At 64.1% G+C, this 23,853-nt stretch carries 22 protein-coding genes; 2 read left to right on the plus strand and 20 right to left on the minus strand.

Annotation, left to right across the window (positions count from 1 at the left end; all coding sequences use genetic code 11):
- Window position 1: 1 nt before the first annotated feature.
- The 10 genes from trbL to WFP78_RS22025 form a co-directional block, all read right to left on the minus strand.
- On the minus strand, window positions 2–1,297 hold the full coding sequence (gene trbL, locus WFP78_RS21980; protein ID WP_336966578.1) for a P-type conjugative transfer protein TrbL: 1,296 nt from the start codon (window positions 1,295–1,297) through the stop codon (window positions 2–4).
- Window positions 1,290–1,616 carry a putative entry exclusion protein TrbK-alt gene (gene trbK-alt, locus WFP78_RS21985; RefSeq protein WP_336966579.1) on the minus strand — a complete coding sequence of 109 codons (327 nt, stop codon included), beginning with the start codon at window positions 1,614–1,616 and terminating at the stop codon, window positions 1,290–1,292. Before trbK-alt ends, trbL begins: the two co-directional genes overlap by 8 nt.
- Window positions 1,617–1,625: 9 nt before the next feature.
- Window positions 1,626–2,333 carry a P-type conjugative transfer protein TrbJ gene (gene trbJ / locus WFP78_RS21990; protein ID WP_336966582.1) on the minus strand — a complete coding sequence of 236 codons (708 nt, stop codon included), beginning with the start codon at window positions 2,331–2,333 and terminating at the stop codon, window positions 1,626–1,628.
- Entirely contained in the window at window positions 2,330–4,765 is a 2,436-nt protein-coding gene (gene trbE / locus WFP78_RS21995) for a conjugal transfer protein TrbE (RefSeq protein WP_336966583.1), read from the minus strand. The genes trbJ and trbE overlap by 4 nt, the downstream gene beginning before the upstream one ends.
- Before the next feature lie 10 nt (window positions 4,766–4,775).
- On the minus strand, window positions 4,776–5,057 hold the full coding sequence (locus WFP78_RS22000; protein WP_336966584.1) for a VirB3 family type IV secretion system protein: 282 nt from the start codon (window positions 5,055–5,057) through the stop codon (window positions 4,776–4,778).
- Window positions 5,057–5,401, minus strand: coding sequence for a TrbC/VirB2 family type IV secretion system protein (locus WFP78_RS22005; protein WP_336966585.1), 345 nt, complete (start codon window positions 5,399–5,401; stop codon window positions 5,057–5,059). The genes WFP78_RS22000 and WFP78_RS22005 overlap by 1 nt, the downstream gene beginning before the upstream one ends.
- The gene (gene trbB / locus WFP78_RS22010) at window positions 5,398–6,378 is read right to left on the minus strand and encodes a P-type conjugative transfer ATPase TrbB (RefSeq protein WP_336966586.1); all 981 of its coding nucleotides are present in this window, start codon (window positions 6,376–6,378) and stop codon (window positions 5,398–5,400) included. The genes WFP78_RS22005 and trbB overlap by 4 nt, the downstream gene beginning before the upstream one ends.
- 524 nt (window positions 6,379–6,902) lie before the next feature.
- On the minus strand, window positions 6,903–8,234 hold the full coding sequence (locus WFP78_RS22015) for a dicarboxylate/amino acid:cation symporter (RefSeq protein WP_336966587.1): 1,332 nt from the start codon (window positions 8,232–8,234) through the stop codon (window positions 6,903–6,905).
- A 91-nt stretch (window positions 8,235–8,325) separates the two neighbouring features.
- A complete protein-coding gene (locus WFP78_RS22020) occupies window positions 8,326–9,786 on the minus strand; it encodes an amidohydrolase (protein ID WP_336966588.1) in 1,461 nt (486 codons plus the stop codon).
- Between the two features lie 76 nt (window positions 9,787–9,862).
- Entirely contained in the window at window positions 9,863–12,205 is a 2,343-nt protein-coding gene (locus WFP78_RS22025; RefSeq protein ID WP_336966589.1) for a TonB-dependent receptor, read from the minus strand.
- A gap of 185 nt (window positions 12,206–12,390) precedes the next feature.
- Between WFP78_RS22025 and WFP78_RS22030 the strand changes: the two genes are divergently transcribed.
- A complete protein-coding gene (locus tag WFP78_RS22030; RefSeq protein ID WP_336966591.1) occupies window positions 12,391–12,906 on the plus strand; it encodes an RNA polymerase sigma factor in 516 nt (171 codons plus the stop codon).
- Window positions 12,903–13,916, plus strand: coding sequence for a FecR family protein (locus WFP78_RS22035; RefSeq protein ID WP_336966592.1), 1,014 nt, complete (start codon window positions 12,903–12,905; stop codon window positions 13,914–13,916). The genes WFP78_RS22030 and WFP78_RS22035 overlap by 4 nt, the downstream gene beginning before the upstream one ends.
- Window positions 13,917–13,919: 3 nt before the next feature.
- On the opposite strand, the gene WFP78_RS22040 is transcribed toward WFP78_RS22035, so the two are convergent.
- The 10 genes from WFP78_RS22040 to parA all read right to left on the minus strand — a co-directional run bounded on the left by WFP78_RS22040 (window position 13,920) and on the right by parA (window position 23,774).
- Complete coding sequence (locus WFP78_RS22040; RefSeq protein WP_336966594.1) at window positions 13,920–16,442, minus strand: TonB-dependent receptor; 2,523 nt, start codon at window positions 16,440–16,442, stop codon at window positions 13,920–13,922.
- Between the two features lie 207 nt (window positions 16,443–16,649).
- On the minus strand, window positions 16,650–17,069 hold the full coding sequence (locus WFP78_RS22045) for a ribbon-helix-helix domain-containing protein (protein ID WP_336966596.1): 420 nt from the start codon (window positions 17,067–17,069) through the stop codon (window positions 16,650–16,652).
- Window positions 17,070–17,078: 9 nt separating this feature from the next.
- Complete coding sequence (locus WFP78_RS22050; protein WP_336966598.1) at window positions 17,079–19,058, minus strand: conjugal transfer protein TraG; 1,980 nt, start codon at window positions 19,056–19,058, stop codon at window positions 17,079–17,081.
- A 33-nt stretch (window positions 19,059–19,091) separates the two neighbouring features.
- Window positions 19,092–20,864 carry a relaxase/mobilization nuclease domain-containing protein gene (locus WFP78_RS22055; protein ID WP_336966600.1) on the minus strand — a complete coding sequence of 591 codons (1,773 nt, stop codon included), beginning with the start codon at window positions 20,862–20,864 and terminating at the stop codon, window positions 19,092–19,094.
- Window positions 20,861–21,106, minus strand: a complete 246-nt coding sequence (locus WFP78_RS22060; protein WP_336966602.1) for a hypothetical protein — start codon at window positions 21,104–21,106, stop codon at window positions 20,861–20,863. The genes WFP78_RS22055 and WFP78_RS22060 overlap by 4 nt, the downstream gene beginning before the upstream one ends.
- Window positions 21,103–21,825 carry a lytic transglycosylase domain-containing protein gene (locus WFP78_RS22065; RefSeq protein ID WP_336966604.1) on the minus strand — a complete coding sequence of 241 codons (723 nt, stop codon included), beginning with the start codon at window positions 21,823–21,825 and terminating at the stop codon, window positions 21,103–21,105. The genes WFP78_RS22060 and WFP78_RS22065 overlap by 4 nt, the downstream gene beginning before the upstream one ends.
- Window positions 21,822–22,379, minus strand: coding sequence for a S26 family signal peptidase (locus tag WFP78_RS22070; RefSeq protein ID WP_336966606.1), 558 nt, complete (start codon window positions 22,377–22,379; stop codon window positions 21,822–21,824). Before WFP78_RS22070 ends, WFP78_RS22065 begins: the two co-directional genes overlap by 4 nt.
- The gene (locus WFP78_RS22075; protein ID WP_419723019.1) at window positions 22,376–22,894 is read right to left on the minus strand and encodes a DUF2840 domain-containing protein; all 519 of its coding nucleotides are present in this window, start codon (window positions 22,892–22,894) and stop codon (window positions 22,376–22,378) included. The genes WFP78_RS22070 and WFP78_RS22075 overlap by 4 nt, the downstream gene beginning before the upstream one ends.
- Window positions 22,891–23,139, minus strand: coding sequence for a hypothetical protein (locus tag WFP78_RS22080; protein ID WP_336966608.1), 249 nt, complete (start codon window positions 23,137–23,139; stop codon window positions 22,891–22,893). The genes WFP78_RS22075 and WFP78_RS22080 overlap by 4 nt, the downstream gene beginning before the upstream one ends.
- Window positions 23,139–23,774, minus strand: coding sequence for a ParA family partition ATPase (parA, locus tag WFP78_RS22085; RefSeq protein WP_336966609.1), 636 nt, complete (start codon window positions 23,772–23,774; stop codon window positions 23,139–23,141). The genes WFP78_RS22080 and parA overlap by 1 nt, the downstream gene beginning before the upstream one ends.
- Between the last annotated feature and the right edge of the window lie 79 nt (window positions 23,775–23,853).

The raw sequence follows: 23,853 nt of genomic DNA on the forward strand, positions 1-23,853 counted from the left end.
ATCAATCCTTCTGGCTGACATCGACCGACGCACCGCCACCGCCACCATCGCCGCCGCGCAGCGTGTGGGCGGCGACGGTGGCGCCGTGGGTCATGGTCTGGCGACGCTTCATGGCCGCGGCCCATGCGGGCGGGCCGGACGGAGAATCGGGGGATGGCGAAGCGGCGCTGGCGGCCGAGCCGGTGGCGGCCTCACCGCCCGCCTTGTAGCTCTGCTTGAGAGATGCGGCGGCCCTGCGCAGCGGCGACATGGCAGCGCCGGCCGCAGCCTTGCCGACCCCCGCCGCGCCGCCCGCGACCGAAGCGGCGCCGGATTTGCCGGCAGCGCCGGCGCTGTAAGCGCCCGCCGTGGCTCCCGAAGCGAACGCGCTACCCTTCGCCGCTCCGGCGATGGTGCTGGCAGCGGCTCCCGCCGCGAGCCGGGCGCCCGCGACGCCGCCTGCAATCACGCCGCCGGCCGCGAGCGCCGTGCCGGCCGCAGCGCCCGCGCCCAGCGCCGGGCCGCCCGAGACGATGCCGTTGGCGATGCCTGGCCCGAAGATGCCCAAGCCCAGCAGCGACAATGCCGCCAGCGCGATCGACATGGATTGTTCGAGCGTCGGCGCCGCGCCGATGCCGGCCGACGTGAACTGGCTGAACAGCGTCGTGCCGATGCCGGTGATGACGCCGAGCACCAGCACCTTGATTCCGGTGGAGACGATATGCCCCAGCACCTTTTCGGCCATGAAGGCGGTGCGGCCGAAGAAGGCGAACGGCAGCAGCACGAAGCCGGCGAGCGTCACCAGCTTGAACTCGATCAGCGTGATGAAGACCTGCACGCTGAGGATGAAGAAGGCGAGGACGACGATGATCCACGCCAGCAGCAGCACGATGATGGTGACGACGTTCGAGAAAAAGGAGGCGAAACCCATCAGCTCGCCGGTCGCGTCGATTAGCGGCTTGCCCGCCTGGAGGCCGGTGGCCGCGATCGTGCCGGGCTTCATGAAGTCTGCGAGCGCAAGCGTGCCGCCGCTGGCTTTCAGGCCAAGCCCGGCGAAGGACTGGAAGACAACATTGGCGAGCGTCGAGAAATTGCCGATCAGGAACGCGAAGAAGCCGATATAGAGTGTCTTCTTGATAAGGCGTTGCAACACATCCTCGTCCGCGCCCCATGCCCAGAACAGGCCGGCGATGGTGACGTCGATGGCGATAAGCGTCGTCGAGAGAAACCCGACCTCGCCGCCGAGCAGGCCGAACCCGCTGTCGATGTAGCTGGTGAAGACATTGAGAAATGTGTCGATGACGCCGGTATCATTCATGACCGCTACCGCTTTCCGTCTGCGCGTTTTCGTTTGTGACTGGCGCGGTCTGCTTGCTCACCGGATCGGCAGAAGGCAGCTCGTCTTCGCCAAAGAAGCGGCGCCGATGGGCTTCCCATGCGGCTTCGCAACCCGCATCGGGCATGGTGAGCGTGCGGCAGCGCGCCAGTTCGGCCGCAAGCGGATCGCGACCGGAGCGCGGCGAAGCCGGCGCCTCGATCGTCGGCGTCTGCCGTTCGCCCGTTGCGGCGACGATCGCCACGGCCATCATCATGCCGGCGAGCGCCATGACGCCCGCGATCTTCGCGCCCCTGGACATGGATTGCCGTCAGTTGCCGACGAAGCGGCGGAACCGCTCGCGGCCCTCGGCCTCGGCGGTGGCCTGACGCGCCGCTTCCAGCGACTGCGCCCGGCCTTGGGCGGCGACGGTCGCGGTAAGGTCGGCGAGCTGCTGCGCCTGAAGCGCGAGAAGCTGGTTGCCGGCCTGCGCCGCCTGGAGCGCGCCGGTCGCTGACTGGCTCGATGACACGAGGCTGTTCATCGTCGTGCGGGCGCCGTCGATGTTGCCGACCACGGTCGCCTGCGTTTTCAGCGCGTCCTCGAACGCCGCGACCGAATTTTGCCAGCGGTCCCTGGAGTCGTCGATCAGCGACTGATCCGACGCCGACATGCTGACGCCCTTATATTTGGTGCTGAATGTCTGGTCGATCGACTGGACATCGTAGGCGATCCGCTGCGCACTGTTCAGCAACTGCTTGGTCCGCTGGACCTGCGCCTGAAGCTGGGCGAGCGAGGAAAAGGGCAGCGAGGCAAGGTTCTTCGCCTGGTTGATAAGCGAGGTCGCCTGATTCTGAATTTGCTGAATCTGGTTGTTGATCTGCTGGAGCGAGCGCGCAGCGGTCAGGACATTCTGCGCGTAATTGGTCGGGTCATAGACGATCCCGCCGAACTGCGCGTGGGCGGGAACGGCCGCGCCGATGAGGGTGAGCGCCGCGATGCCGATAACGGCCCGGCTGCGAATGGACGGTTTTCTCATAGTGATACCTCCTGGTTGATGGTCGGAAGAAGCTCGGCCGCCCACTCGGCGCCGCGGTCGCGCAGCCAGGCGGCGGCGAATCCCTCGCGGCCATGCGCGTTCACCAGCTCGGCGATGCGGAGCTGATCGGTCTTGGAAGAGGCTGCGGCGAAGGCGAGCGCAACGTCGCCCAGCCCCAACTCGAACAGGCGATTGCCGCGCCGCGACTGGCAATAATAGTCCCGTTTGGGCGTCGCCCGGCTGAGGATTTCGATTTGCCGGTCGTTGAGGCCGAACCGCCGATAAATGGCGGTGATCTGCGGTTCGACGGCGCGGTCATTGGGCAGGAAGATGCGCGTAGGGCAGCTTTCGACGATCGCCGGGGCGACGGGGCTGGCCTCGATCTGCGCGAGCGATTGGGTGGCGAACACCACGCTCGCATTCTTCTTGCGCAGCGTGACCAGCCATTCGGTGAGCTGCTTCGCGAACGCCGGGGTATCCAGCGCCAGCCAGCCTTCGTCGATGATGATGAGCGTCGGACTGCCGTCGAGCCGATGGCCGATGCGATGGAACAGATAGGTGAGCGCAGCCGGCGCCGCGCCGCTGGCAGTCAGCCCTTCGGTCTCAAATGCCTGGATGTCGGCTTCGCCCAGCCGTTCGGCCTCGGCATCGAGCAGCCGGCCATAAGGCCCGCCCAGGCAATAAGGTTGCAGCGCCTGCTTCAACGCCTGTGATTGCAGCAGCACAGCAAGTCCCGTCAGGGTGCGCTCGGACGGCGGCGCGGAGGCCAGCGATCCGAGCGCCGACCAGAGATGTTCCTTCGCTGCCGGATCGACCACGACACCCTCGCGTGCGAGGATCGCCGCCAGCCAGTCGGCCGCCCAGGCACGATCCGCCGCATGGTCGATACGCGCGAGCGGCTGCAATGCCACAGGCTCGATCGCGTCGTCGGTGAGTGCGCCGCCCAGGTCATGCCAGTCGCCGCCCGTTGCCAGCGCAGCGGCGCGGATGCTGCCGCCATAGTCGAAGGCGAATACCTGCGCGCCGGCGTAGCGGCGGAACTGCATCGCCATCAGCGCGAGCAACACGCTCTTGCCCGCGCCGGTCGGGCCGACAATCAGCGTATGGCCGACATCGCCGACATGAAGGGAAAACCGGAACGGGGTGGAGCCTTCGGTCTTGCCATAGAGCAAGGGGGGCTGTCCGAAATGCTCATCCCGTTCCGGCCCCGCCCACACTGCTGACAGGGGGATCAGGTGGGCGAGATTGAGAGTGGAGACCGGCGGTTGCCGGACATTTGCGTAAACATGACCGGGCAGCGAACCCAGCCACGCTTCAATGGCGTTCATCTTCTCGGCGATGACGGTGAAGTCCTGGCTCTGAATCACTTTCTCGACCAGCCGCAGCTTGTCGGCGGCGATGGCCGGATCGGCGTCCCACACCGTCACGGTCGCGGTGACGTAAGCCTGGCCGATCATGTCGGTGCCCAGCTCCTGCAGGGCCATGTCCGCGTCCATCGCCTTGTTGGAGGCGTCGCTGTCGAGCAGCGCCGACGCCTCGTTGGTCATGATTTCCTTCAGGATCGCGGCGACCGACTTGCGCTTGGCGAACCATTGGCGGCGGATGCGGGTCAGCACCTTGGTCGCATCCGTTTTGTCGAGCATGATCGCGCGGGTCGACCAGCGATAGGGAAAGGCGAGCCGGTTCAGGTCGTCGAGCAGGCCGGGAAAGGTGACGCTCGGAAAGCCGATGATCGTCAGCGTGCGGAGATGATGGTCGCCAAGGCGCGGTTCGAGGCCGCCGGTCAGCGGCTCATCCGCAAGCAAGGCATCCAGGTGCATCGGGGTCTCCGGCACGCGGACGCGCTGGACCTTGGTCGAAATCGTCGAGTGGAGGTAGGTCAGCGTCTCGCCGTCATCGAGCCAGCGCACTTCGGGCACGAAACCTTCGACAAGCTGGAGCACGCGGTCGCTGCGATCGGTGAAGCCCGCCACCAGCTCGCCCGGATCGACGCCGGTTTGCGAGCGCCCCTCGTAAAGCCAGTTTTCGGCGCGCGCGGCGTCCTCGGCCGGCGGCATCCACAGCAATGTCAGATAATAGCCGCTCTCAAAATGCGCACCTTCCTCGGCGAATTGCTCGCGGCGCTCCCTGTCGACCAGCGCGGAGACGGGATCGGGGAAGTCGCCGGCAGGATAATGCTGCGCAGCAATCCGCTGTGCCTCGACGAAGATCGCCCAGCCCGAGCCGAGACGGCGCAGCGCATTGTTGAGCCGGGCGGTTGCCGAGACCAGCTCGGCGGGGGTGGCGGAATCGAGGTCAGGACCGCGAAATCTCGCTGTGCGCTGGAACGATCCATCCTTGTTGAGCACGACGCTTGTCGCGACCAGCGCCGCCCAGGGCAGGAAGTCGGCGAGGCAAGCGGCGTGCCCGCGATATTCGCGCAAGGATAACATCTACGCCCCCTCACGCCCGCATGAAGATGGGATAGCGCAGATGCCGGCGCGCAACGTCGACGAACTGCGGATCGCGCCGCGCCGCCCATGCCGACAGCGCGTGGCCGATCGCCCAGATGACGAGACCGGCGATCCAGAGGCGCAGGCCGAGACCGATCGCGCCCGCCAACGTCCCGTTGACGATGGCAAGCGCGCGCGGGGCGCCGCCGAGCAGGATCGGCTCAGTCAACGCTCGATGAACCGGAGCCGTGTAGCCGGGGATCGGTTCGGCCCCATCTACGGCATAGGCCATCAGACCAGCGCCCCGCCGCCAAAGCTGAAGAAGGACAAAAAGAAGCTCGACGCGGCGAACGCGATGCTCAGGCCGAACACGATCTGGATCAGGCGACGCCCGCCGCCCGACGTGTCGCCGAACGCCAGGGTGAGACCCGTCACAATGATGATGATGACGGCGACGATTTTGGCGACCGGCCCTTCGATCGACTCCAGAATGGATTGCAGCGGCGCTTCCCAGGGCATCGACGATCCCGCCGCGCGCGCGGGCGCGGTGACGATCAGGCCAGCGACGGCGATGCCCAGGATGCCGAAACGATCGAGCGCGGTTACGGCGAGCAGCCTGATTTTCGTGGCAGTCATGACAAGTCTCCCGAGTTGGTGGATGGAAGGAAGGCTAGGCGGTATTCGCCCGCGGCATCGAGTCCCTCGACGCGGGCCAGCTCGGAGAGGCGGCGGCCGTGGCCGTCGCGGACGAGCACCGCGATAAGGTCGATCGTTTCGGCGATGAGGGCGCGTGGCACCGTGACCACCGCCTCCTGGATGAGCTGTTCCATGCGGCGGAGCGCGCCCAGCGCCGCGCCGGCATGGATGGTGCCGATTCCGCCCGGATGGCCGGTGCCCCATGCCTTGATGAGATCAAGCGCCTCGGCCCCGCGCACCTCGCCGATCGGGATGCGATCGGGGCGCAGGCGAAGCGAGGACCGCACGAGATCCGATAGCGAGGCAACGCCATCCTTGGTCCGCATCGCGACGAGGTTGGGCGCGGCGCATTGCAGCTCGCGCGTGTCTTCGATCAGCACGACGCGATCGGTAGTCTTCGCCACCTCGGCGAGCAGCGCATTGGCGAGCGTCGTCTTGCCGGTGCCGGTGCCGCCCGCGACCAGAATGTTGCGGCGCTCGGCGACGCCCTTGCGCAGCGCGGCGGCCTGCAAGCGCGACATGATGCCCGATGCCGCATAGTCTTCGAGCGTGAAGACCGCGACCGCCGGCTTGCGGATTGCGAAGGCCGGCGCGATGACGACTGGCGGGACCAGCCCCTCGAACCGCTCGCCGGTCGGCAGCTCGGCCGAAACGCGGGGGCTGCGGGCATGAACCTCGACGCCGACATGATGGGCGACGAGGCGGACGATGCGCTCTCCGTCTCCTGCCGACATGACCGCGCCTGTATCGGCGATGCCCAATCCCAGCCGGTCGACCCACAACCGTCCGTCCGGGTTCAACATCACTTCGATGACGGCGGGATCGTCCAGCCAGGCGATGACCGCCGATCCCAGCGCCGTGCGCAGCATCCGCGCGCCGCGTGTCGCGGCTTCGGATCGGATCGGCAAAACGGTCATCGGCGTCCCCTGTCAGGCGCCGGACACAACGGGTCCGGCGAACGGGGACGATTAAGAGGCGCAGGAAATAGGCAGGCGCAACAGCTCTGTGCAGGGGTAGTAGCGACGGCGGCAGATACTTGCGCACGGCGGTTTTGGCTTCACCACCAGATTGTGGCTAGCTTTGGTTTTCCGCGCTCCGCCAAAGTCGATCATTCATGCCCTTTCGGCACTATGCCGAAGAGCCGCTATCCCGTTCCCGAACAAATTTGCTGACCGATTTTTGCACGAAGAAATTGTCGGTGCCGTTCAGACGCGGCCACCGCCTTGAGTCAAATTGTCCGATCGCCTGAACGGCGTCGTCGATTTACCAGCTTTTTCCGAGTCTATTTCCAGGAGTTGGCAGTCCAACGCTTCAGAATTGTGAGGTGTGGATGGTTGCGCTCTGCGAGCAAAGCGGCTGTTCGGAAACAAGCCCTCAACGCATATCTTCAGCGCAACCTGGCTTGAGAGATTGATTGTGAATTTCACAGCGATTGGCATGATCACCGGATTTCGCTGTGCCCCACCATATCGGAGGCCAGATCCAGTCCTGCGCGGCCCTGCGAAGGGGTATGGGCGGGGGATTTGAGCGGCGGCACGCTGTCGGGCTCCTCGACCTCCAGCATCCCTTCCCATTTGGTGATGACCGACGTCGCGATGGCGTTGCCGATGACGTTGGTGGCGGTCCTGCCCATGTCCATGAAGTGATCGACCGCCAGGATGAAGGCGACGCCCTCGACCGGCAGGTTGAACTGGCCGAGCGTCGCCGCGACCACGACCAGCGATGCGCGGGGGACGGCGGCGATGCCCTTGCTCGTCACCATCAGCACCAGCAATATGGTGATCTGCGTGCCGATGGGCAGGTGGATGCCATAGGCTTGGGCGATGAAGATCGTCGCGAAGGTCGAATACATCATCGACCCGTCCAGGTTGAAGCTGTAGCCGAGCGGCAGCACGAAGCTGTAGATGCGGCGGGGGATGCCGAACCGGTCGAGCTGCTCCAGCATCTTGGGATAGGCGGCTTCCGACGAGGCGGTGGAAAAGGCGATCAGGATCGGCTCGCGGACGTAGCGGACGAGCTTGAACATCCGCTTGCCGAGGAAGACGGAGCCTGCCGCGAACAGCACCAGCCAGAGTAGCATGAGGGCGAGATAGAATTCGCCGACCAGCTTACCGAAGGTCTTCAGCACGCCCAACCCCTCGGTCGTAACTACCGACGCGAGCGCGCCGAACACCGCGAAGGGCGCGACGCGCATGACATAGCCCGTCACCTGCAGCATCAGCTCGACCATCGCCTCGATCACGGTAACGATCGGCTTGCCCTTTTCGCCGATGGCGGTGAGCGCGACGCCGACGAACAGCGAGAAGACGACGATCTGGAGGATCGAATTCTCCGCCATCGCGCCCACCATGGAGGTGGGAAAGACGTGCAGGATGAAGTCGCGGAAATTGAGCGCTTCGGTGCTTACCCCCGAATCGACGCCGCTGCGGACCAGGTTCAATCCTTCGCCCGGTGTGAAGAAATTGACGAAGAACAGGCCCAGCGTCAGCGAGATCAGGCTGGCGATGATAAACCAGGCGAGCGCGCGTCCGCCGATTCGCCCCAGCGCGGCGCTATCCCCCATATGGGCGATGCCCACGACCAGCGTGGAAAAGACCAGCGGCGCGATGATCATCTTGATAAGGTGGAGGAAGATGTCGGGGAGCAGGTGGAAATAACCCGCTACATCCTTCGCCTGGGTTTCGTCTCCGGCTGTCCAGACATTGGCCGCGAATCCGACGATCACACCCAGGACCATGCCCCCGAGGATGAAGGCCGTCAGTCGGTTGCGCATGCTAAGGTCCAATATTCCGGGCGGTCTCAGAACAAATAAGCATCGTCCGGCTCCATCGTCGTCAGATTGACGGCGGAGCCGGATCTCCAAGTCAGTCGACAGATTTTGACTTGCGGTAGTCGAGCGATGGCGCCTTGTCCCCGAGGAGCGAACGGTAGACGAAATCAGGGCCACGGCGTTTGTCGAGTTCTTCCTTCGCAGCAGCCAGGACATCCGGGCTCTGGAACAGTTCGGCAGCGGTCAGCGCCAGCGTCTTGGCCGCAGTAGTGGCACCCTTCGTACCGATACTGGCGCCGCTCGCCGCCACCGCCTGCCAGCTGTGCGCAGCCGTGCCTGGCACCCACGTGGCGGCCATGATGCCCGCCGTGGGAGTCGTGTAGCTGACGTCGCCAACATCGGTCGAACCAGGCGTTACCTTGCCGCTGGAATAGGGCTCGACACCTGGGCCTGGCATGCGCGTACCAGCCGGGAAGGTCGATTGGATCTTGCTGATGAAACCCTGCTCCTCGGTCGTATAGGTCGGCAGCGCCACACGTCCGAGATTGTCATGCATGACATGGCCCAGCGCGTCATTGGGCAACAGGTCGAAGGTGCCGCCGACCTGATCGAACTCGACCGTCGTGCCAGTACCCAGTGCTGCGCCATCGGCCGCCTTCTTCACCCTGTCCATGATTTCCGCAGCCATCTTCTGGTCCGGATAGCGGACATAATAATAGACCTCGGCGGTATCGGGAACGACGTTGGGCGCCTTGCCGCCATCGGTGATCACATAGTGAATGCGGGTTTCCTGCGGCACATGCTCGCGCATCATGTTGACCATGTTGTCCATCGCCTCGACTGCGTCGAGCGCCGACCGGCCGCGTTCGGGCGCGGCGGCTGCATGAGCTGCGATGCCATGAAATCGGAACTTGCCGCTGATATTGGCGAGCGCGCGGCCCTGGAAAGCGCTGTTGATATCGCCAGGATGCCAATGGAGCATGGCCGACACATCCCTGGTCAATCCCGCACGCACCAGGAAGACCTTGCCGGAACCGCCTTCTTCGGCGGGTGCTCCATAAAGGCGCAGTTCTCCCTTGATATCATGCGCCGTCATCCAGTGCTTGGTGGCAATCGCCGCGGCAACCGATGCTGCGCCGAACAGATTATGGCCGCAGCCATGGCCGGCGGCAAGACCAGCCTGGGGTTTGCGTTCCGGTAAAGCCGCCTGGCTGAGGCCCGGCAGCGCATCGAATTCGGCGAGAATCCCAATAACAGGCCCCTCGCCCGTCTTGAAACTGGCAATGAAGGCGGTAGGCATGCCTGCCACACCGGATTCAACCTTGAAGCCGGCGGCCTTCAGTTCCGTTTGCAGGAGTGCAGAGCTTTTGGTCTCCTGGAAGCCCACTTCGGCATAGTTCCAGATTTGAAGCGCATTTCGCGCGAGAGCGGTCGATCCGCGATCGACATCGGCCATGATGGCGGCGCGTTCCCCGTCGCTAAGCGGTCCGGCGAACGCCGGTGTATGAAGGGTTGCAGCCAACAGGGCAAACATGGAGGAGACAGCAGGTTTCATCGATATATTTCCCGATCCTGGGGGCATGAGAAAGGCGCGCGCTGATCGCCCCGGTCTGCGCGGGCAGGGGCTGGAATCAACGCTTGCCGAAGGCCATGCGCAGTTGGACGCCGACGGTGCGCGGCTCGTTGTAGACCAGCGATGTCGATGTCACCGAGGGCGTCACCACACCGCCAGCGGCAGCATAGGTCACGTCGAACAGGTTGCGGACGAACAGGCCAAGGTCGATGCCGCGTCCCTCAATATCATTGAGATCCAGCTTCAGGTTAACCGTGTCATAATCTTTCTGGATGCCGTTGATGTCAAATGGACGTTCGACATACCAGACCTTCGAACTGTGGAACCAGTTGGCGTTGAACACCAGATCACCCACATCGACGATCGAATGTGTATAGCGCAGGCCGCCGCCCAGCGTCCATTTCGGCGTGTAGGAGAATTTGTTGTTGACTGGATTAGCGCCAAGCAGCGGCACGAACGCAGAAGGCGCCAAATATTCATCATATCCAGCATCGGTATAGGCGCCAAAACCGGTCAGTGTCAGGCCGTGTGTCGGCGTGATAGAGAAATCGAATTCCGTCCCCTGGATCGTCGCCTTAGCCGCGTTGATGATCAGGCTGGACGGATCGTTCGACGCAATGTTGTCGCCATCGAAATTGGCGCCGGGAAAGATCGAGCGCTGGATATTGCTGTACTTGCTGTGATAGGCCGCAATATTGAAGCGCCCACGCACATCGCCCAGGCGCCAACTGCTCTTGAGGCCGACTTCATAGTCTGTGATCGTCTCGGGCTTGAAGGCTTCAAAGCCGTCAAAATAGGAAGAGAGGCCGCTCTGGTTAAAGCCTGCGGAACGGTAGCCGCGACGGTTGGTGACGTAGAGGAAAATATCCTCGTTGACCTTATAGTCGAAACCCAAGGTCCAGGTGGGCGCCTTGGACTTTTCGCCACCGGTTGCGCCGCTACTGGCTGCACATGCGTCCGGACCGATGTGAGCCATTGTCGATCCTGTCGCGATGCTGCAGCCCGAGGATTCATCCCAAGTGTACCGGAACCCGCCGTTGAAGCGCAGACCGTCCGCCCAGCCGCCAAAGGCGTAGCCGACCTGGCCGAACAACGCTTTGCTCTTGGAGGCGTTGTAGACCTCGTTATAGGTGAACACAGAGTTCGGCTTCACCGCGCTATAGGTGACGCTGCCATTGACGTCGGTCGGATCGAGCTTGAGATAGAAGGCTCCCACGATCCAGTCCATGCGGTCATTGAACAGCTTGCCCAGAATCTGAAACTCATTGGAAATCTGCTTGAGATTGGTGTCGCTTTCCATCTCATAAAGGCGCAGCGCGGACCCATCCATGTCGCGGGTATATTGTAACTCGGCCTTTCGATAGCCGAAGATGTTCTTGAACGTCACCGCCCCAACATCGAGCGTGGTGGTGTTGGCGATGCCCCAGATGGTGCGGTTGGAATAGGGATCAAGGCTCGTTTCGACTGAACGAGCGCCACGCAGCTTCTGTGCGGAGAGGGCAATGTCGATGTCGCAGCCTGCCATGCCGCAGTCATAATATGGGCGGTTGGCGGCAGTCCGCGCATTGCCCGTGCTGGATACGCCGGGATTGGGGAAAACGCCCGCCAATACGAGTCCCGAGCCATTTTCTTCCGCCCGGTAATAGTCCACGACAGTGGTGTTCTTGAGGCCGTCAATCGGTTCAAGCAACAGCGACCCACGGAAAGAATCTGTATGCCGGTCATCCAGATCGCCGCCAATACCAATATTCTTGGTATAGCCTTCGCGCCGCGAAATCTGTCCTGCCAGGCGCAACGCCACGTGATTGTCAACCACGGGCAGGTTCACCGCGCCCTCAAAAGTGCGTTCGTTATAAGAGCCAAGCGTCACCTGGCCGTAGCCGCCAAAGTCATAGTCGGGCGCTTGCGGATAGAGCAACACTGCGCCACCCGTGGTGTTACGGCCGAACAGCGTGCCCTGCGGCCCCTTCAGAATCTGGATCGATCCAACATCATAGCTGGGGAGGATGCTGCCTTCGTTCGGCAAGGGAACATCGGCAAAATAGGTCACAACCGAAGGCGCGCCCGCGCCCGATGTCGCGCGACGCTGGCCACGGATGACAATGCTGGGCGTGTCGCGCGACCCTTGCGGCGCCACATTGATGCCAGGCGCGACATAGGTGAGGTCGGCGGTGCTGATGATCGCCTTTTCCCGGAGCATCGCTCCATTAAACGCCGTAATCGAGACCGGCACGGTCTGCGCACTTTCCTCGCGTCGTCGTGCGGTGACGACGATCTCTCCGCCCGGCTCGTCGGTCTGGAGAGTAGCGGTTGCCTCGGCGGTCTGCGCGGAAGCCGCAGGAGCGGCGACGGCGGCCAGCGAAGATGCGAGCAACCATCTAGTGGTTTTGCGATGCAGCATTGGCGATTATACCCCTTTTTTGTCGTTCCGGCTCCGCCCTTTTCCGAACCCGGTAGTCGCAAGACGCAGGCCAGCGAAAATCCTTCGCGGTAGCCGCAAATTTTTTCGGATGATCCATTGAGCATCGTCGGGTATCAAAGGTCCCATGTTGGATATTTCGCGGACGCGCCGCACAGAGCCGGGAGATGATGGCCATTTTCTCACTTCGTAAATCGCGACCGGAAGATGACGCACTGTCGGCTTTTGTGCCGGCGCTAAGACGCTATATTGCCAAGCGAGCGCCAGCCGGAGACGTCGATGATCTGGTGCAGGACGTGTTGTTGCGGATGCATGTGCGCGGTGCGGGCGATTCGATCGGCAATATCGAAGGCTATCTGTTCCAGGTCGCTTCCAGCGTGCTGACCGATCGCGCCCGGCGGGATCAGGTGCGTCATCGCGGCGCGCATTGCGAACTGACGGAAAATTTTCATCCGGTCGAAGAATTGACGCCTGAGCGCGTCTTGAAGGGACGGGAGGACGTCGGTCGGCTGATCGATGCGCTGGAAACCATGCCGGAGACAACCCGTGACGTCTTCGTACTTCATCGGTTTGAAGAGATGTCTTATGATGCCATTGCCGACCATATGGGAATTTCCCCAAGCGCGGTTGGACGTCATATCATGAAGGCTGTGCGGTTCCTGGCGGAAAGGGAATTGCCATGAGCAAGGCTTTCGATGGGTACGCGCTGGAGAAAATTGACTCGCCGGAAGCGACGGCGGCGGCTTATTTTAGCCATTTCCGGTCCCGTTATGCAACCGCTCAGGATTATGCCGCATTCGAGCATTGGCATACCCGCGACCAGGCCCATCGTATCGCCTGGGCGAATGTGGAGCGCGCGTGGGACAATGCGGGCGAAGCGCGGATGGACGCCCGCATTCTCGCCATTCGCGAACAGGCGGTGGCCAACCGCCGGCCCCGCCGGACCTGGGTCTGGCCGGCGGCGGCGGCGCTCGTGGCCTTGGTCGGTGGTGGCGTCGCCTATCAGGCCGGCCTAAGGCCGTTCGCCCGCCCCGCAGCAATCGTCATTGATACAAGGATGATCTCGACCGATGTCGGCCAGCAAGCCAACTTCCGCATGGCCGACGGATCCAACATCACGGTCAACACCAGCACCACCATCAACGTGGCGGAAAGCGATACCCGCCGGGAAGCTCGGTTGAAGCAGGGCGAGGCCTTTTTCGAAGTAGCGCGCAACGATCGCAAGCCCTTTGTGGTGAGCGTCGGCGGCGTAGCTGTGACAGCCATCGGCACAGCCTTCGCCGTTCGGCGGGACAGGGATGAGGTGCGCGTCACTCTGGTCCATGGCAAGGTACGGGTGAACGTGCCGACGTCGAGCGAGGCCCCGGCGCGTTCGGTCCTGCTCAATCCTCGCATGGAACTCACCTATCGCGCAGGCAAAGTAACGACAGCACGGGTCGATGCCGAACGCAGCCTCAGCTGGCGGCAGGGTATGCTCGATTTTGATCGCGTGGCGCTTTCCGATGCCGTGGCAGAGGTCAATCGCTACAGTCGGCAAGAAATTGTCATTGCCAGTCCGTCGATCAGAGTGGTTCCCGTCAGCGGGAGCTTCCGGATCGGGATGACCCGCGGTTTCCTTCAGAGCCTTGAAGTCGCCGGGATAGCACGAACGGAAAATGAAACTGTTTCACGCGTCGAACTGATTGCTCCCTGACCGCTATTCGAAGACATAGCGGACGCGCAGCCCAAAAGTGCGTGGTGGTCCAGGAATAAGGGTTGCGGTTGTATAGGTCGGATTGAGCGTCCCACCGCCGATGGCATAATAGCGATCGGTCAGGTTCCGTCCCCAGAGTTGGACGTCGAGCGGATATCCGCCAACCCTGCGCCAACTGATCGAGGCGCCCAGCAATCCATAGGCCGGTTGCGTCGCGAAAGGGTCGTTGATCCGCTCGGCAAACCGGATCGAACTGCTGTGGCTGTAGTCCACGCCCAGTTCGAGCGTGCCGAGCGTCGAGGGCAAAAGCACGTCATGAGTGAGCGAAGCAGTCACACTGAAACGGGGTGTGTAAGAGAAACGGTTATCGAGGGGACTGTCGCCAAGCAGGCCAACGAGTTCCGTCGGCGCATCGACCTTGGTATAGCGCGCATCGACATAGGAGGCAGAAAGACGCAACCCCGTACGCGGACCAACATCGATGGACAGGTCGCCATCGATCCCGGCAATCCGCGCTCGGGCAATGTTGACAAACAGGGTGATGGGATCATTTAGGTCATTGCTGTCGCCGTCAAAATCCGGCTGGGGGAACAGCCCGCGCTGGATGTTGCGATACAGGCCTACATAGCCCGCCAGCGCAAAATAGCCACTTATGGCGCCCGACTGCCATTTGCCTTTCGCTCCGCCTTCCACGTCAGTAATGGTTTCCGGCTTGAAGGTCTGGAATGTGGATAGCGCGACACCCAGCGCCGGTATATTGTAGCCGCCCGACCGGAAAGCCCTGCGACTGGTGATATAGACGGTCGCGTCACCAAACCGCTGGCTGAGCGCAGCAGTCCATGTCAGCCGGCTGGCGCGCGAGCGTGCTGATGATCCACCATTGTCGAGGCAGGCAACCGTCGACAAGGGCGCAGACGTGGTAGATCGCAGCGAGCAGCCCTTGAGTGTTTCGATTGTGTAGCGCAGGCCGAGATCCGCCGTTCGTCCCCTGCCCAGTGGCAGCGATGCCTGTCCGAACAGTGCGGCGCTCTTGAAGTGCTGATAACTGGCGATTACAAGAATGGGATTATCCGGCCGCACGAATTGTGCGGCGCGCTGCAGCATCGGCCCGTCAGGCGCGCTGTCCAGATAAAAGGCTCCACCGATATAACGCATGCGCCCGATCGTTCCCTGGACCTGCAACTCCTCGGTCCACTGCCGCAAATTGACCAGATTATAGCTATCATTGAGCTGCAACGGCGTGCCATCACCATCATAGGCGGTTTCCATCCGGGTCGATCGCCAACCAAGGATATTGCGGATGCTCAGATCCTCGTCACCATATTCGGTGATGTTGGACAGTCCCCTGAAGCGGCGCCGAAAGAGCGGCGTGACGCCACCTTGCGACACCCTCCCACCCAAGGCCTGCTGTGCGAGGGAAATGGCATCGACGTCACAGACAGGATTGCCGCAGTCGAAATAGGCAGCATTGACGGCGGTACGTGCGCTACCGCCCGCATAAGCACCAGCCAGAATCTGCGCTGAACCCTTCTCGTCGGCGTTCAGCAGTTCAAAGCTGGTCGTCGAACGCATCAGCGGCGCCGGCTCTATCCGCAGGATCAAGCGAGCCGCGTCGCTATGCGCGTCGTCTGCGTCGCCGCGCGACACAAGCCGCACAAAACCGTCGCGCCGGGTTCGCTGCCCCGAAGCTCTGATCGATACGCCCGGAGCGATGGGCACATCCAGCGCACCTTCCAGCGCCGTGAATCCATAGTTGCCAATCGTGCTCTCCACATAGGAGGGAGTGCCCGAACCCGGTATGACCGAGCTTAAGAGCACGGCACCGCCAGTCGTGTTGCGCCCGAATAAGGTGCCTTGCGGCCCGCGCAATATCTCGACGGAGGCTATATCGAACAGAGGCGAGAGCGCGGCCTGATTGGGCAACGGCACTTCGTCCAGATAGACGACCAGTGGCAGGCGGTTCTCGTCGCCCGTCGGTCGCCTTTGTCCCCGCATGACCAGCGTCGGTGTCGAGCTGGAACTCTGCCCGGTCGCGATGAAGCCGGGCGTGACCCGCGCCAGATCGGCAAGTGTCCGCACCGCCTGGCGGTTCAGCATATCGAGCCCCTGCCGTGTCACCAGCAGTGGTATCTCGTCTTCCTTCTCCAGCCTCCGCCGGGCGGTGACGAGAATATCCACCTCGCCGCGAAATCCCTCGGGTTTGACCGGCGCGCGGGGATGTGGCGGCATTGGTTGGACGACATAGATGCCCACTCCCAGCCGCCTTACTGTCAGGTTCAAACCTCGGGTCATCCGCGTCAGCGCGTCGCCCGTGGAAATCTGCCCGCGAACACGGTGCGTACGCCGCCCCTCCATCCCCGGTGCCTGGAGCAGGATTTCAGCGCGGGTCTGTCGCGCCAGCGCGGCGATGGCCGAGATCAGGGGCTGGGAGGGAATGTCAATCGGCGGGCTTGCTGCCTGTGCATCTGCGACCGCCAACGTCGCCACTGCGAGCAATATAGGAGCGCGAACAACGCGGATGGGCAACCCGTCGGCTCCTGATGAATTGGCCCTGCCGCCAACAGGTCCTATAGTGCGATGTCGATCTCGTAACCAGGGCGCAAGGTGAGTTCAAGTTATTGGTTCCAAAAGAGCGGGTGCCGGGGACCGACATCGCTTAAAATCTGAAAGCGATGTCAAGCAATCGAGAGCCAATTTCACCTTGAGCCGTGGCCAGTCAGTTTGACGATGCGACTATCCAGAATCAGGATCTGCCCCGACGTCCTCGGGTATCTCGTCGAGCAAGCTCTTGCCGCTGGCGTAGCGCCGCCCGAGCGTCTGGACAAAACCCTCATAGCGCTTGCGCCCCTTCACCTGAGCGGCGGCCTGATCCTCGTCGGGCAATGGTGGCGTCACCGACAGCCAGAAGCGAACGAACAGCGCCAGCGCCTCGGTGGTCAGGCCGGTATTGCGTTCGAGGCGCTGGACCTGACGCGACAGCCGATCGAGCCGGCGCGCGAACGCCGCCTCCAGCCGGTCGGCGCCGTCCGGCGACAGATAGGAGGCGACGGCCGCCTCGACGATCGCCGACCGAGAAATGCGCCGCCGGATTGCCAGTTCGTCGACCTGTTTCGCCAGTTCGGGCGGGAAATAGACATTGAGCCGGACACGCATGGTCGCCTCCTATAGTTCGATGCCGTCGCCGGGATCGAGCGACGCCTGCCGCGCCAGCCCGCGCATTTGCTGCCGTCGCGCCGCCGCCTGCCGTGCGACGTCCTCGGGTTCGTCATCGACGATCGCAAATTCCTGCGCGGGCGATGCCGACGTCGTCTCCTTCACGATGGCGACATGATCGGGCAGTTCAGGCTCGCGGCGCAGCCCGCCATTGGCGGCGTCTTCCTCGGCCTGGACGATTGCGGCGACGGCCTGCGGATCGGCGGCGGCGATGGAGCCGGTCCAGTCATCGGGCCGCGCCGTGCCGGCGACGGGTTCGGGCGGCGCCATCACCCGCTCGGCAAAGCGGCGGTCCTGATAGTAGCGCGCCTTTTTGGCGCGCACCGGATGGACGCCCGACATCATGACGATTTCGTCGTCAGGCGGGAGCTGCATCACCTCGCCGGGCGTCATAAGCTGGCGCGCGGTTTCGGAGCGCGACACCATCAAATGCCCCAGCCACGGCGACAGCCGATGCCCGGCATAGTTCTTCATCGCTCGCATTTCGGTGGCGGTGCCGAGCGCATCGCTGATCCGTTTGGCCGTGCGTTCGTCATTGGTCGCAAAGCTCACCCTGACGTGACAATTATCAAGGATCGCGTTGTTGGGGCCATAGGCCCGTTCGATCTGGTTGAGGCTTTGCGCGATCAGGAAAGCCTTGAGGCCGTAGCCCGCCATGAACGCCAGCGCGCTCTCGAAGAAATCCAGCCGCCCCAAAGCCGGAAATTCGTCGAGCATGAGCAACAGGCGATGGCGGTTGCCGTTCGGCGTCAGTTCCTCGGTCAAGCGCCGGCCGATCTGGTTGAGGATCAGGCGGATGAGCGGCTTGGTGCGCGAAATGTCGGACGGCGGCACGACGAGGTAGAGGGTGACGGGCCGCTCGCCCTCGACAAGATCAGCGATGCGCCAGTGACAGGCGCACGTCACCGCCGCCACGACCGGATCGCGGTAAAGCCCGAGAAATGACATGGCTGTGCTGAGGACGCCGGATCGTTCGTTCTCGGATTTGTTGAGCAGTTCGCGCGCGGCCGAGGCGACGACGGGATGGACGCCGGCCTCGCCGAGATGCGGCGTCGTCATCATCGCGGCCAGCGTCTGTTCGATCGTGCGCGAAGGATCGGACAGAAATGCCGCGACGCCGGCCAGCGTCTTGTCGGCCTCGGCGTAGAGGACATGGAGGATCGCGCCGACCAGCAGCGCATGGGAGGTCTTTTCCCAATGGTTGCGCTTCTCCAGGCTCCCTTCCGGGTCAACCAGCACGTCCGCGACATTCTGCACGTCGCGCACTTCCCATTGCCCCCGCCGCACCTCCAGCAATGGGTTATAGGCGGCCGATGCCATATTGGTCGGATCGAACAGCAGCACCTGGGTCTGACGCGCGCGAAAGCCGGCGGTGAGCGTCCAGTTTTCCCCCTTGATGTCATGGACGATCGCGGATGCCGGCCAGGTCAGCAGCGAGGGGACCACGAGACCGACGCCCTTGCCGCTCCGGGTCGGCGCGAAGCACAGCACATGCTCCGGCCCGTCATGACGCAGATAGCGGATGCCGAACCGGCCCAGCACCACGCCATCGTCGCCCAGCAACCCGGCCGCTTGCACCTCCGGCAAGCTCGCCCATCGTGCCGAACCATAGGTTTCGGCGTTCTTCACTTCCCTTGCGCGCCAGACCGACATGCCGATTGCGACGGCGCTCGCGGCGATGCCACCCGATGCGGCGATATAAGCGCCGCGCAGGAAGATCGCCGGCGCATAGGCATCATAGCTGAACCACCACCAGAAGAAGGCGGGCGGCAGGTAGATCGGCGTGCCGGCGATCGTGAACCAGGGCGGGCCTAGCTCGGGCTGGTAGTCCAGAGCGGCGGCGGTCCATTGGGTCGCGCCCCACACGGCCGCGAGCACGATCAGGAAAACGACGGTGATCTGGCCCCATAATATCTTCGTGGCGGACATGGCATTGGCACTCCTTCAGGGGGATGGATGGGATCACAGGCCGAGGCCGCGCTTGCGGCCGAACGACCAGTCGATGCCGCCGCCATCGCGCACGACGCCGCTGATCTGTCGCCCGAGCTGGCGTTCGAGTCCGTTCGACCAGGGCACGAGACTGAACCCCAGCCCCCCATCTCGGCCCATGCTCTCGATCATGGCGAAGCGGCCGGAGGTGAGTGTGAGGCGCTGGCGGCAGATGCCCGCCACGGTCTCGCCGGCCGCTGCGGGCCGATAGGCAAGCCCGGTCTGGCCGGCGATCTTCTCGCCCATCGCATCCAGCTCGCGGCGGCGGAGGGTATCGAGCAGGCCGCGCTGGAAGACGATCCGGTCGCCATGCCGCCTTGCCAGCCCGTCGCGGACGAGATGGTCGGCACGGTCATCCATCGCGCGCCGCGCCTCGGCGCCGAATCCGGCATCGGCGAGGCCCGCGCCGCGTTCGATCAACCGATGGTCGAGCCAGGTCGCACCCGGCGCCTTCACTTGTGCGGCAAGGTCGAGATCCGATCGCGTGGCGAGGATCAGCGTGCGCCTGGGTTCGTCCGGCCGGCCGATCGCGCGCAGCTCGACGATGCCGCCGATTGCCGGGCTATGCTCCAGCGCCTCGATGCCGGGGAAGCGGACATGATGCGCGCGCCCGTCCGTGCCGTCGATCACGGCATAAGCGGTGCCGGCCAGCTCGTCGTGCAGCCCCTTGTCGATCAGGCGGCCGACAATCGGTTTTTCCGGTGCGGTCGTGACGATCGTATAGCTGTCGAGCGGCCGGTCCTGGCCTCGGCTTTCGAGCGCCTTGCCCATCGTGCGGATGATGTCGCCGCGTGTGCCCAGCTCGCGCAGCTTGGTATCCGCGCCCTCGGCCATCACCCATTGGCCCGGCTCGGCTTGCGCCGCGAGGCCCATCGTCTCCAGATGCTGCAACCGCCCAACCATCAGCCGCCGCACCTTGGCATCGTCCGGGCCGGGCCGGTCGGCCCGCAGGTCGATCACGCCCAGCTCGTCGGCGGATCGCCTGATTTCCTGATCCAGCTTGGTCCAACGCTCGGCCGTCACCTCGCGTTCTAGCGCGCGTTCGACTTCATGTTCTGGCTTCGGCCCGAGTTCGGCCGATGCCAGTTCCTCGGCGCGGGAGCGCAGGCCGTGGCTGATATAATCGCGCGAGATAAGGAGGTCGTTGCCCTGGTCGTCCACCCCGCGCACGAGCAGATGGACATGGGGATTGTCGGTGTTCCAGTGATCGACCGCGACCCAATCCAGTTTGGTGCCGAGATTGGTTTCCATCTCGCGCATGAGGTCGCGGGTATATTCGCGCAGGTCCGACAGTTCGGTGGCGTCTTCCGGTGAGACGATGATGCGGAAATGATGGCGATCGTCCTTGCAACGCTCGGCGAAGCCGCGCGCGTCGGCGCGGTCGCCGTCGGCATCGAACATCTGTGTGGGCGAGCCGTCGCGAGTGACGCCCTCGCGCTGGAGATAGGCGATGTGCGCCGAGAGCGGCGCCATGCGCCGGCCGCCGCTCCGCTGGTTGACGGGCAGCATCTTGACCAGCACGCGCCGGTGGCTGCTGAAAAGGCGGTTGCGGGCGAAGGATGTCCGGCCCCGGCCGAAGTTCGACTGCCCGCACCGGGCCGATGCCGACCAGCCATGACCGCGGCCTGCGCCGCTCTTGGCGGCGACGCGCAGCACCTCGGCAATCAGGCCGCGCCCGTTGCGGCCCGCGCCTCCGCTACGCCGGGCCTTGCCCGGCCGGACGCGAAACTCGTTGTCCTGGCTCATCGCAGGGCCGTTTTCCGGCCGAAACGGGCAATGGTGCCGTTCGGAGCGTTGAAATTGCTGGCCTTTTCCTTCCGAGCGGCACGCTCGCCGACCGACGCCCCCGCGCCATGTAGTTGAAAACAGGATGTTTTCAGCGAAAATGGGGTGCGGCTTGTATCTTGCCCTCCCTTCTTCTCCTGATTTTTCTCCTTCTCCGCAGCCCTCCACAGCGAATCTCGGTCCCTGAAAATGACTGTGGTCACTGCGGTCGAGCCGTGCTGGCATGGCGGACGAACAGGCTGTCCGGTTGCACCTCCGTCGCTATCGGTCCCGCAGCGGGACTGTCGTTCGACCGGCGATCCGGCGGCGCATCGCTGGACGTTCCGGCGACGCTTCTTTCTGCCGTGCGGATGAACAGCGCCGCACGGCGCCAGGCGAACGGGTCAGGCGGCGATTCGGCGGCAATCTGCGTTTCGCTTGACCCGCCGATGATGTCGGCGAGCTGTGCCACATAGGCACGTGTCTCGGCGGGCAAGGGTCGGCCGCGCGCGATATAATCGTCGTAGCGGCCCGGTCCCGCATTATAGGCAGCGAGCATTGCGGTCGGGTTGCCGTAGCGATCGTGCATCTGGCGCAGGAAAGCCGCGCCCGCCACGATGTTGTCGTGCGGATCGAACGCGTCGGTGCCGAGATCGTAACGCGCGCGCAAGATCGCCCAGGTCGCGGGCATGATCTGCATCAGACCCATCGCACCGGCCGGCGAGACGGCACGGGGATTGCCGCGACTCTCGACGCGCATCACCGCCCATATCCATACCTCGGGAATACCGAACCGCCGCGCCGCATCGGAGACATGGGCAGCGAACGGATGCACAACCGCGGCGTCAGATGACGGTGGCGCGACGGTCGGTGACGCGCCGATCGGCTGCGCGACGGTGGCAAGCGCCATGCCCGCGACCAGCCGGATAATGGGCATGGTCATGGCTGGAACCCTCGCCAGCGAAGCGAGGCGCCGGGTACATCGCGGGTGAGCATCGGTGTCGCGCGGCCCAGCAGCGTCGATGCGGGCAACGGGCCAAAATAACGGCCGTCGAGACTGTCCGGCACGGCGGGATTCATCAGGAACAGCTCGCCGGTGCGCAGCGTCCGGCACCCTTTCCAGACCGGCAGCGCACGGCCCCGGCTATCGCGTTCGCGGGCCTTGCCCACGATCTGGCCGGCAACGGTAATCATGCTGCTGGTGCGGCAGACCCGTTGCCCCGCCGTTGCCACCACATGCTTCAGGAGCGGCACGTTCTTCGGCAGATAGTGGCGTTCGGCCAACCAGCCGGCAAGCGGTGCTGGCGGGGCCACGGCAACGAGCGCGCCAATGGGAGGATCGTCTGTCCTGTGCAGCGTATAGAGGCCGATCGGTGCGCTGGCGCTGGCGTTCCAGATGAAGCGCGGTAGCGGATCGAGGATCGCCACGGCAATGAACAGGCCCGCGAACAACTCGGCCGCGAGCACCGTCACGAGCACATAACCGAACCGCGTCATGGCTGCACCTCGCGACGCAAAAGCCACGCCTGATGACGCTCGATCGTGTAGTCGCGGGGCTGATGGCCGGCCGCGATGCGGTTGTGGACATGCTGCCAGTGATCGGGCGCGGCGTCGCACGGATCGACGCCAGTGGCTTCCACCGCGTCGATCGCGCGCAACACCTGTTCGACCTTCGGCCATCCCTCGATGTGCAGAAGGATTTCGCCACCGGGACGGACGAACGGCAGCGTGGTGTAAGGTTCGCCCGGCGCCACTGCACGCACGATGTCGATGCGCGAGACGATCGTGCCGAAATCGTTGGCAACCCAGCGGATGAACGCGAAGACCGTACCCGGTCGGAAGCTCATGACGCGGGTCCGCCGTGTCACGATGCGGTCCTGCGCGACGCGGCCGAAGCGTATCCAGTGTTCGATCTTCTTTTCGATCCAGGTGACTTCCACCTCGGTCAGTGGAGCGCGCAGAGCGGTCGGCACAGCGCCGCCAGGCACGCCTACGGCCATGTTGTCGTTCATGGGTTTTCTCCTGATGGGTCGGGAAATTCGCGCGCGAAAAGAGCGCGAAGCATGTCGGCGACGCTCGTGCCCTGGGCCACGGCGGTGAGTTTGAGCCGCCGCCGCATGGCGGGCGTGACGTCGATCGTCAGCCGGGCGGAGAACGCATCCGGCATATCCGGGGGTGACGCGGGTTTTGCCTTGATCCACCGCTCGGCACCGATGGGCCGGGTCGCGAAACCGGGTTTGCGCGAATTGGCCGCCATCACGCGATCATCCCGATCGCGGCGGCCAGCGCTGCGATCTCGTGCGCGGCTGCACATTCTGGGTCGATCTCGAACGCGAGCCGGCCACGCTGCACCGCTTCGGCAAAGATCACGCGCTGGCCGACGCGCGGCCCGAGCAGCGGCGGATCGTGATCGGCCAGCGCCGCGCCGGTCTCGCGCGCGATGATCGTGCGCGCGGCGCAGCGATTGAGAATGAAGCGAGCCACGAGTTGCGGCCGATAGATGCGGGCCTCGGTGAGCAGCGCCAGCATCTCGGCCGATGCCCAGCCGTCGAGCGGCGACGGTTGCACCGGGATCAGCACCACGTCAGCCGCGAGCAACGCCGAGCGCATGAGCGAGGCGATGCGCGGCGGCCCGTCGATCACGGTCATGTCACCGGCGCGCGCCAGCTCGGGCACCTCGCGGTGAAGTGTGTCGCGAGCAAGGCCCAGTACGCCGAACAGACGCGGTGCGCCTTCCGCTTCACGCACCTGCGACCAGTCGAGCGCCGAGCCTTGCGGATCGGCATCGACCAGCGTTACGCGCGCGCCCTGCCGAGCCCATTCGCCGGCGAGATGGAGCGCCAGCGTCGTCTTGCCGACGCCGCCCTTCTGGTTGAGTAACGCGACGATCATGGCTGTCGCTTTCCCTTGAAGTGGAGTCTGGGCGGCGGGGAAAGGTGAGTCTTTCTGGACTCTTGGGCATGGTCTGATT

The sequence above is a fragment of the Sphingobium aquiterrae genome, from assembly GCF_037154135.1.
GTDB classification, from domain to species: Bacteria; Pseudomonadota; Alphaproteobacteria; order Sphingomonadales; family Sphingomonadaceae; genus Sphingobium; species Sphingobium aquiterrae.

Bases quoted from the DNA above. Each gene is read 5' to 3' on its own strand.
- trbL (WP_336966578.1), bottom strand. From the start codon at position 1,297: ATGAATGATACCGGCGTCATCGACACATTTCTCAATGTCTTCACCAGC.
- trbK-alt (WP_336966579.1), bottom strand. From the start codon at position 1,616: ATGTCCAGGGGCGCGAAGATCGCGGGCGTCATGGCGCTCGCCGGCATG.
- trbJ (WP_336966582.1), bottom strand. From the start codon at position 2,333: ATGAGAAAACCGTCCATTCGCAGCCGGGCCGTTATCGGCATCGCGGCG.
- trbE (WP_336966583.1), bottom strand. From the start codon at position 4,765: ATGTTATCCTTGCGCGAATATCGCGGGCACGCCGCTTGCCTCGCCGAC.
- WFP78_RS22000 (WP_336966584.1), bottom strand. From the start codon at position 5,057: ATGGCCTATGCCGTAGATGGGGCCGAACCGATCCCCGGCTACACGGCT.
- WFP78_RS22005 (WP_336966585.1), bottom strand. From the start codon at position 5,401: ATGACTGCCACGAAAATCAGGCTGCTCGCCGTAACCGCGCTCGATCGT.
- trbB (WP_336966586.1), bottom strand. From the start codon at position 6,378: ATGACCGTTTTGCCGATCCGATCCGAAGCCGCGACACGCGGCGCGCGG.
- WFP78_RS22015 (WP_336966587.1), bottom strand. From the start codon at position 8,234: ATGCGCAACCGACTGACGGCCTTCATCCTCGGGGGCATGGTCCTGGGT.
- WFP78_RS22020 (WP_336966588.1), bottom strand. From the start codon at position 9,786: ATGAAACCTGCTGTCTCCTCCATGTTTGCCCTGTTGGCTGCAACCCTT.
- WFP78_RS22025 (WP_336966589.1), bottom strand. From the start codon at position 12,205: ATGCTGCATCGCAAAACCACTAGATGGTTGCTCGCATCTTCGCTGGCC.
- WFP78_RS22030 (WP_336966591.1), top strand. From the start codon at position 12,391: ATGATGGCCATTTTCTCACTTCGTAAATCGCGACCGGAAGATGACGCA.
- WFP78_RS22035 (WP_336966592.1), top strand. From the start codon at position 12,903: ATGAGCAAGGCTTTCGATGGGTACGCGCTGGAGAAAATTGACTCGCCG.
- WFP78_RS22045 (WP_336966596.1), bottom strand. From the start codon at position 17,069: ATGCGTGTCCGGCTCAATGTCTATTTCCCGCCCGAACTGGCGAAACAG.
- WFP78_RS22050 (WP_336966598.1), bottom strand. From the start codon at position 19,058: ATGTCCGCCACGAAGATATTATGGGGCCAGATCACCGTCGTTTTCCTG.
- WFP78_RS22055 (WP_336966600.1), bottom strand. From the start codon at position 20,864: ATGAGCCAGGACAACGAGTTTCGCGTCCGGCCGGGCAAGGCCCGGCGT.
- WFP78_RS22065 (WP_336966604.1), bottom strand. From the start codon at position 21,825: ATGACCATGCCCATTATCCGGCTGGTCGCGGGCATGGCGCTTGCCACC.
- WFP78_RS22070 (WP_336966606.1), bottom strand. From the start codon at position 22,379: ATGACGCGGTTCGGTTATGTGCTCGTGACGGTGCTCGCGGCCGAGTTG.
- WFP78_RS22075 (WP_419723019.1), bottom strand. From the start codon at position 22,894: ATGAACGACAACATGGCCGTAGGCGTGCCTGGCGGCGCTGTGCCGACC.
- WFP78_RS22080 (WP_336966608.1), bottom strand. From the start codon at position 23,139: ATGGCGGCCAATTCGCGCAAACCCGGTTTCGCGACCCGGCCCATCGGT.
- parA (WP_336966609.1), bottom strand. From the start codon at position 23,774: ATGATCGTCGCGTTACTCAACCAGAAGGGCGGCGTCGGCAAGACGACG.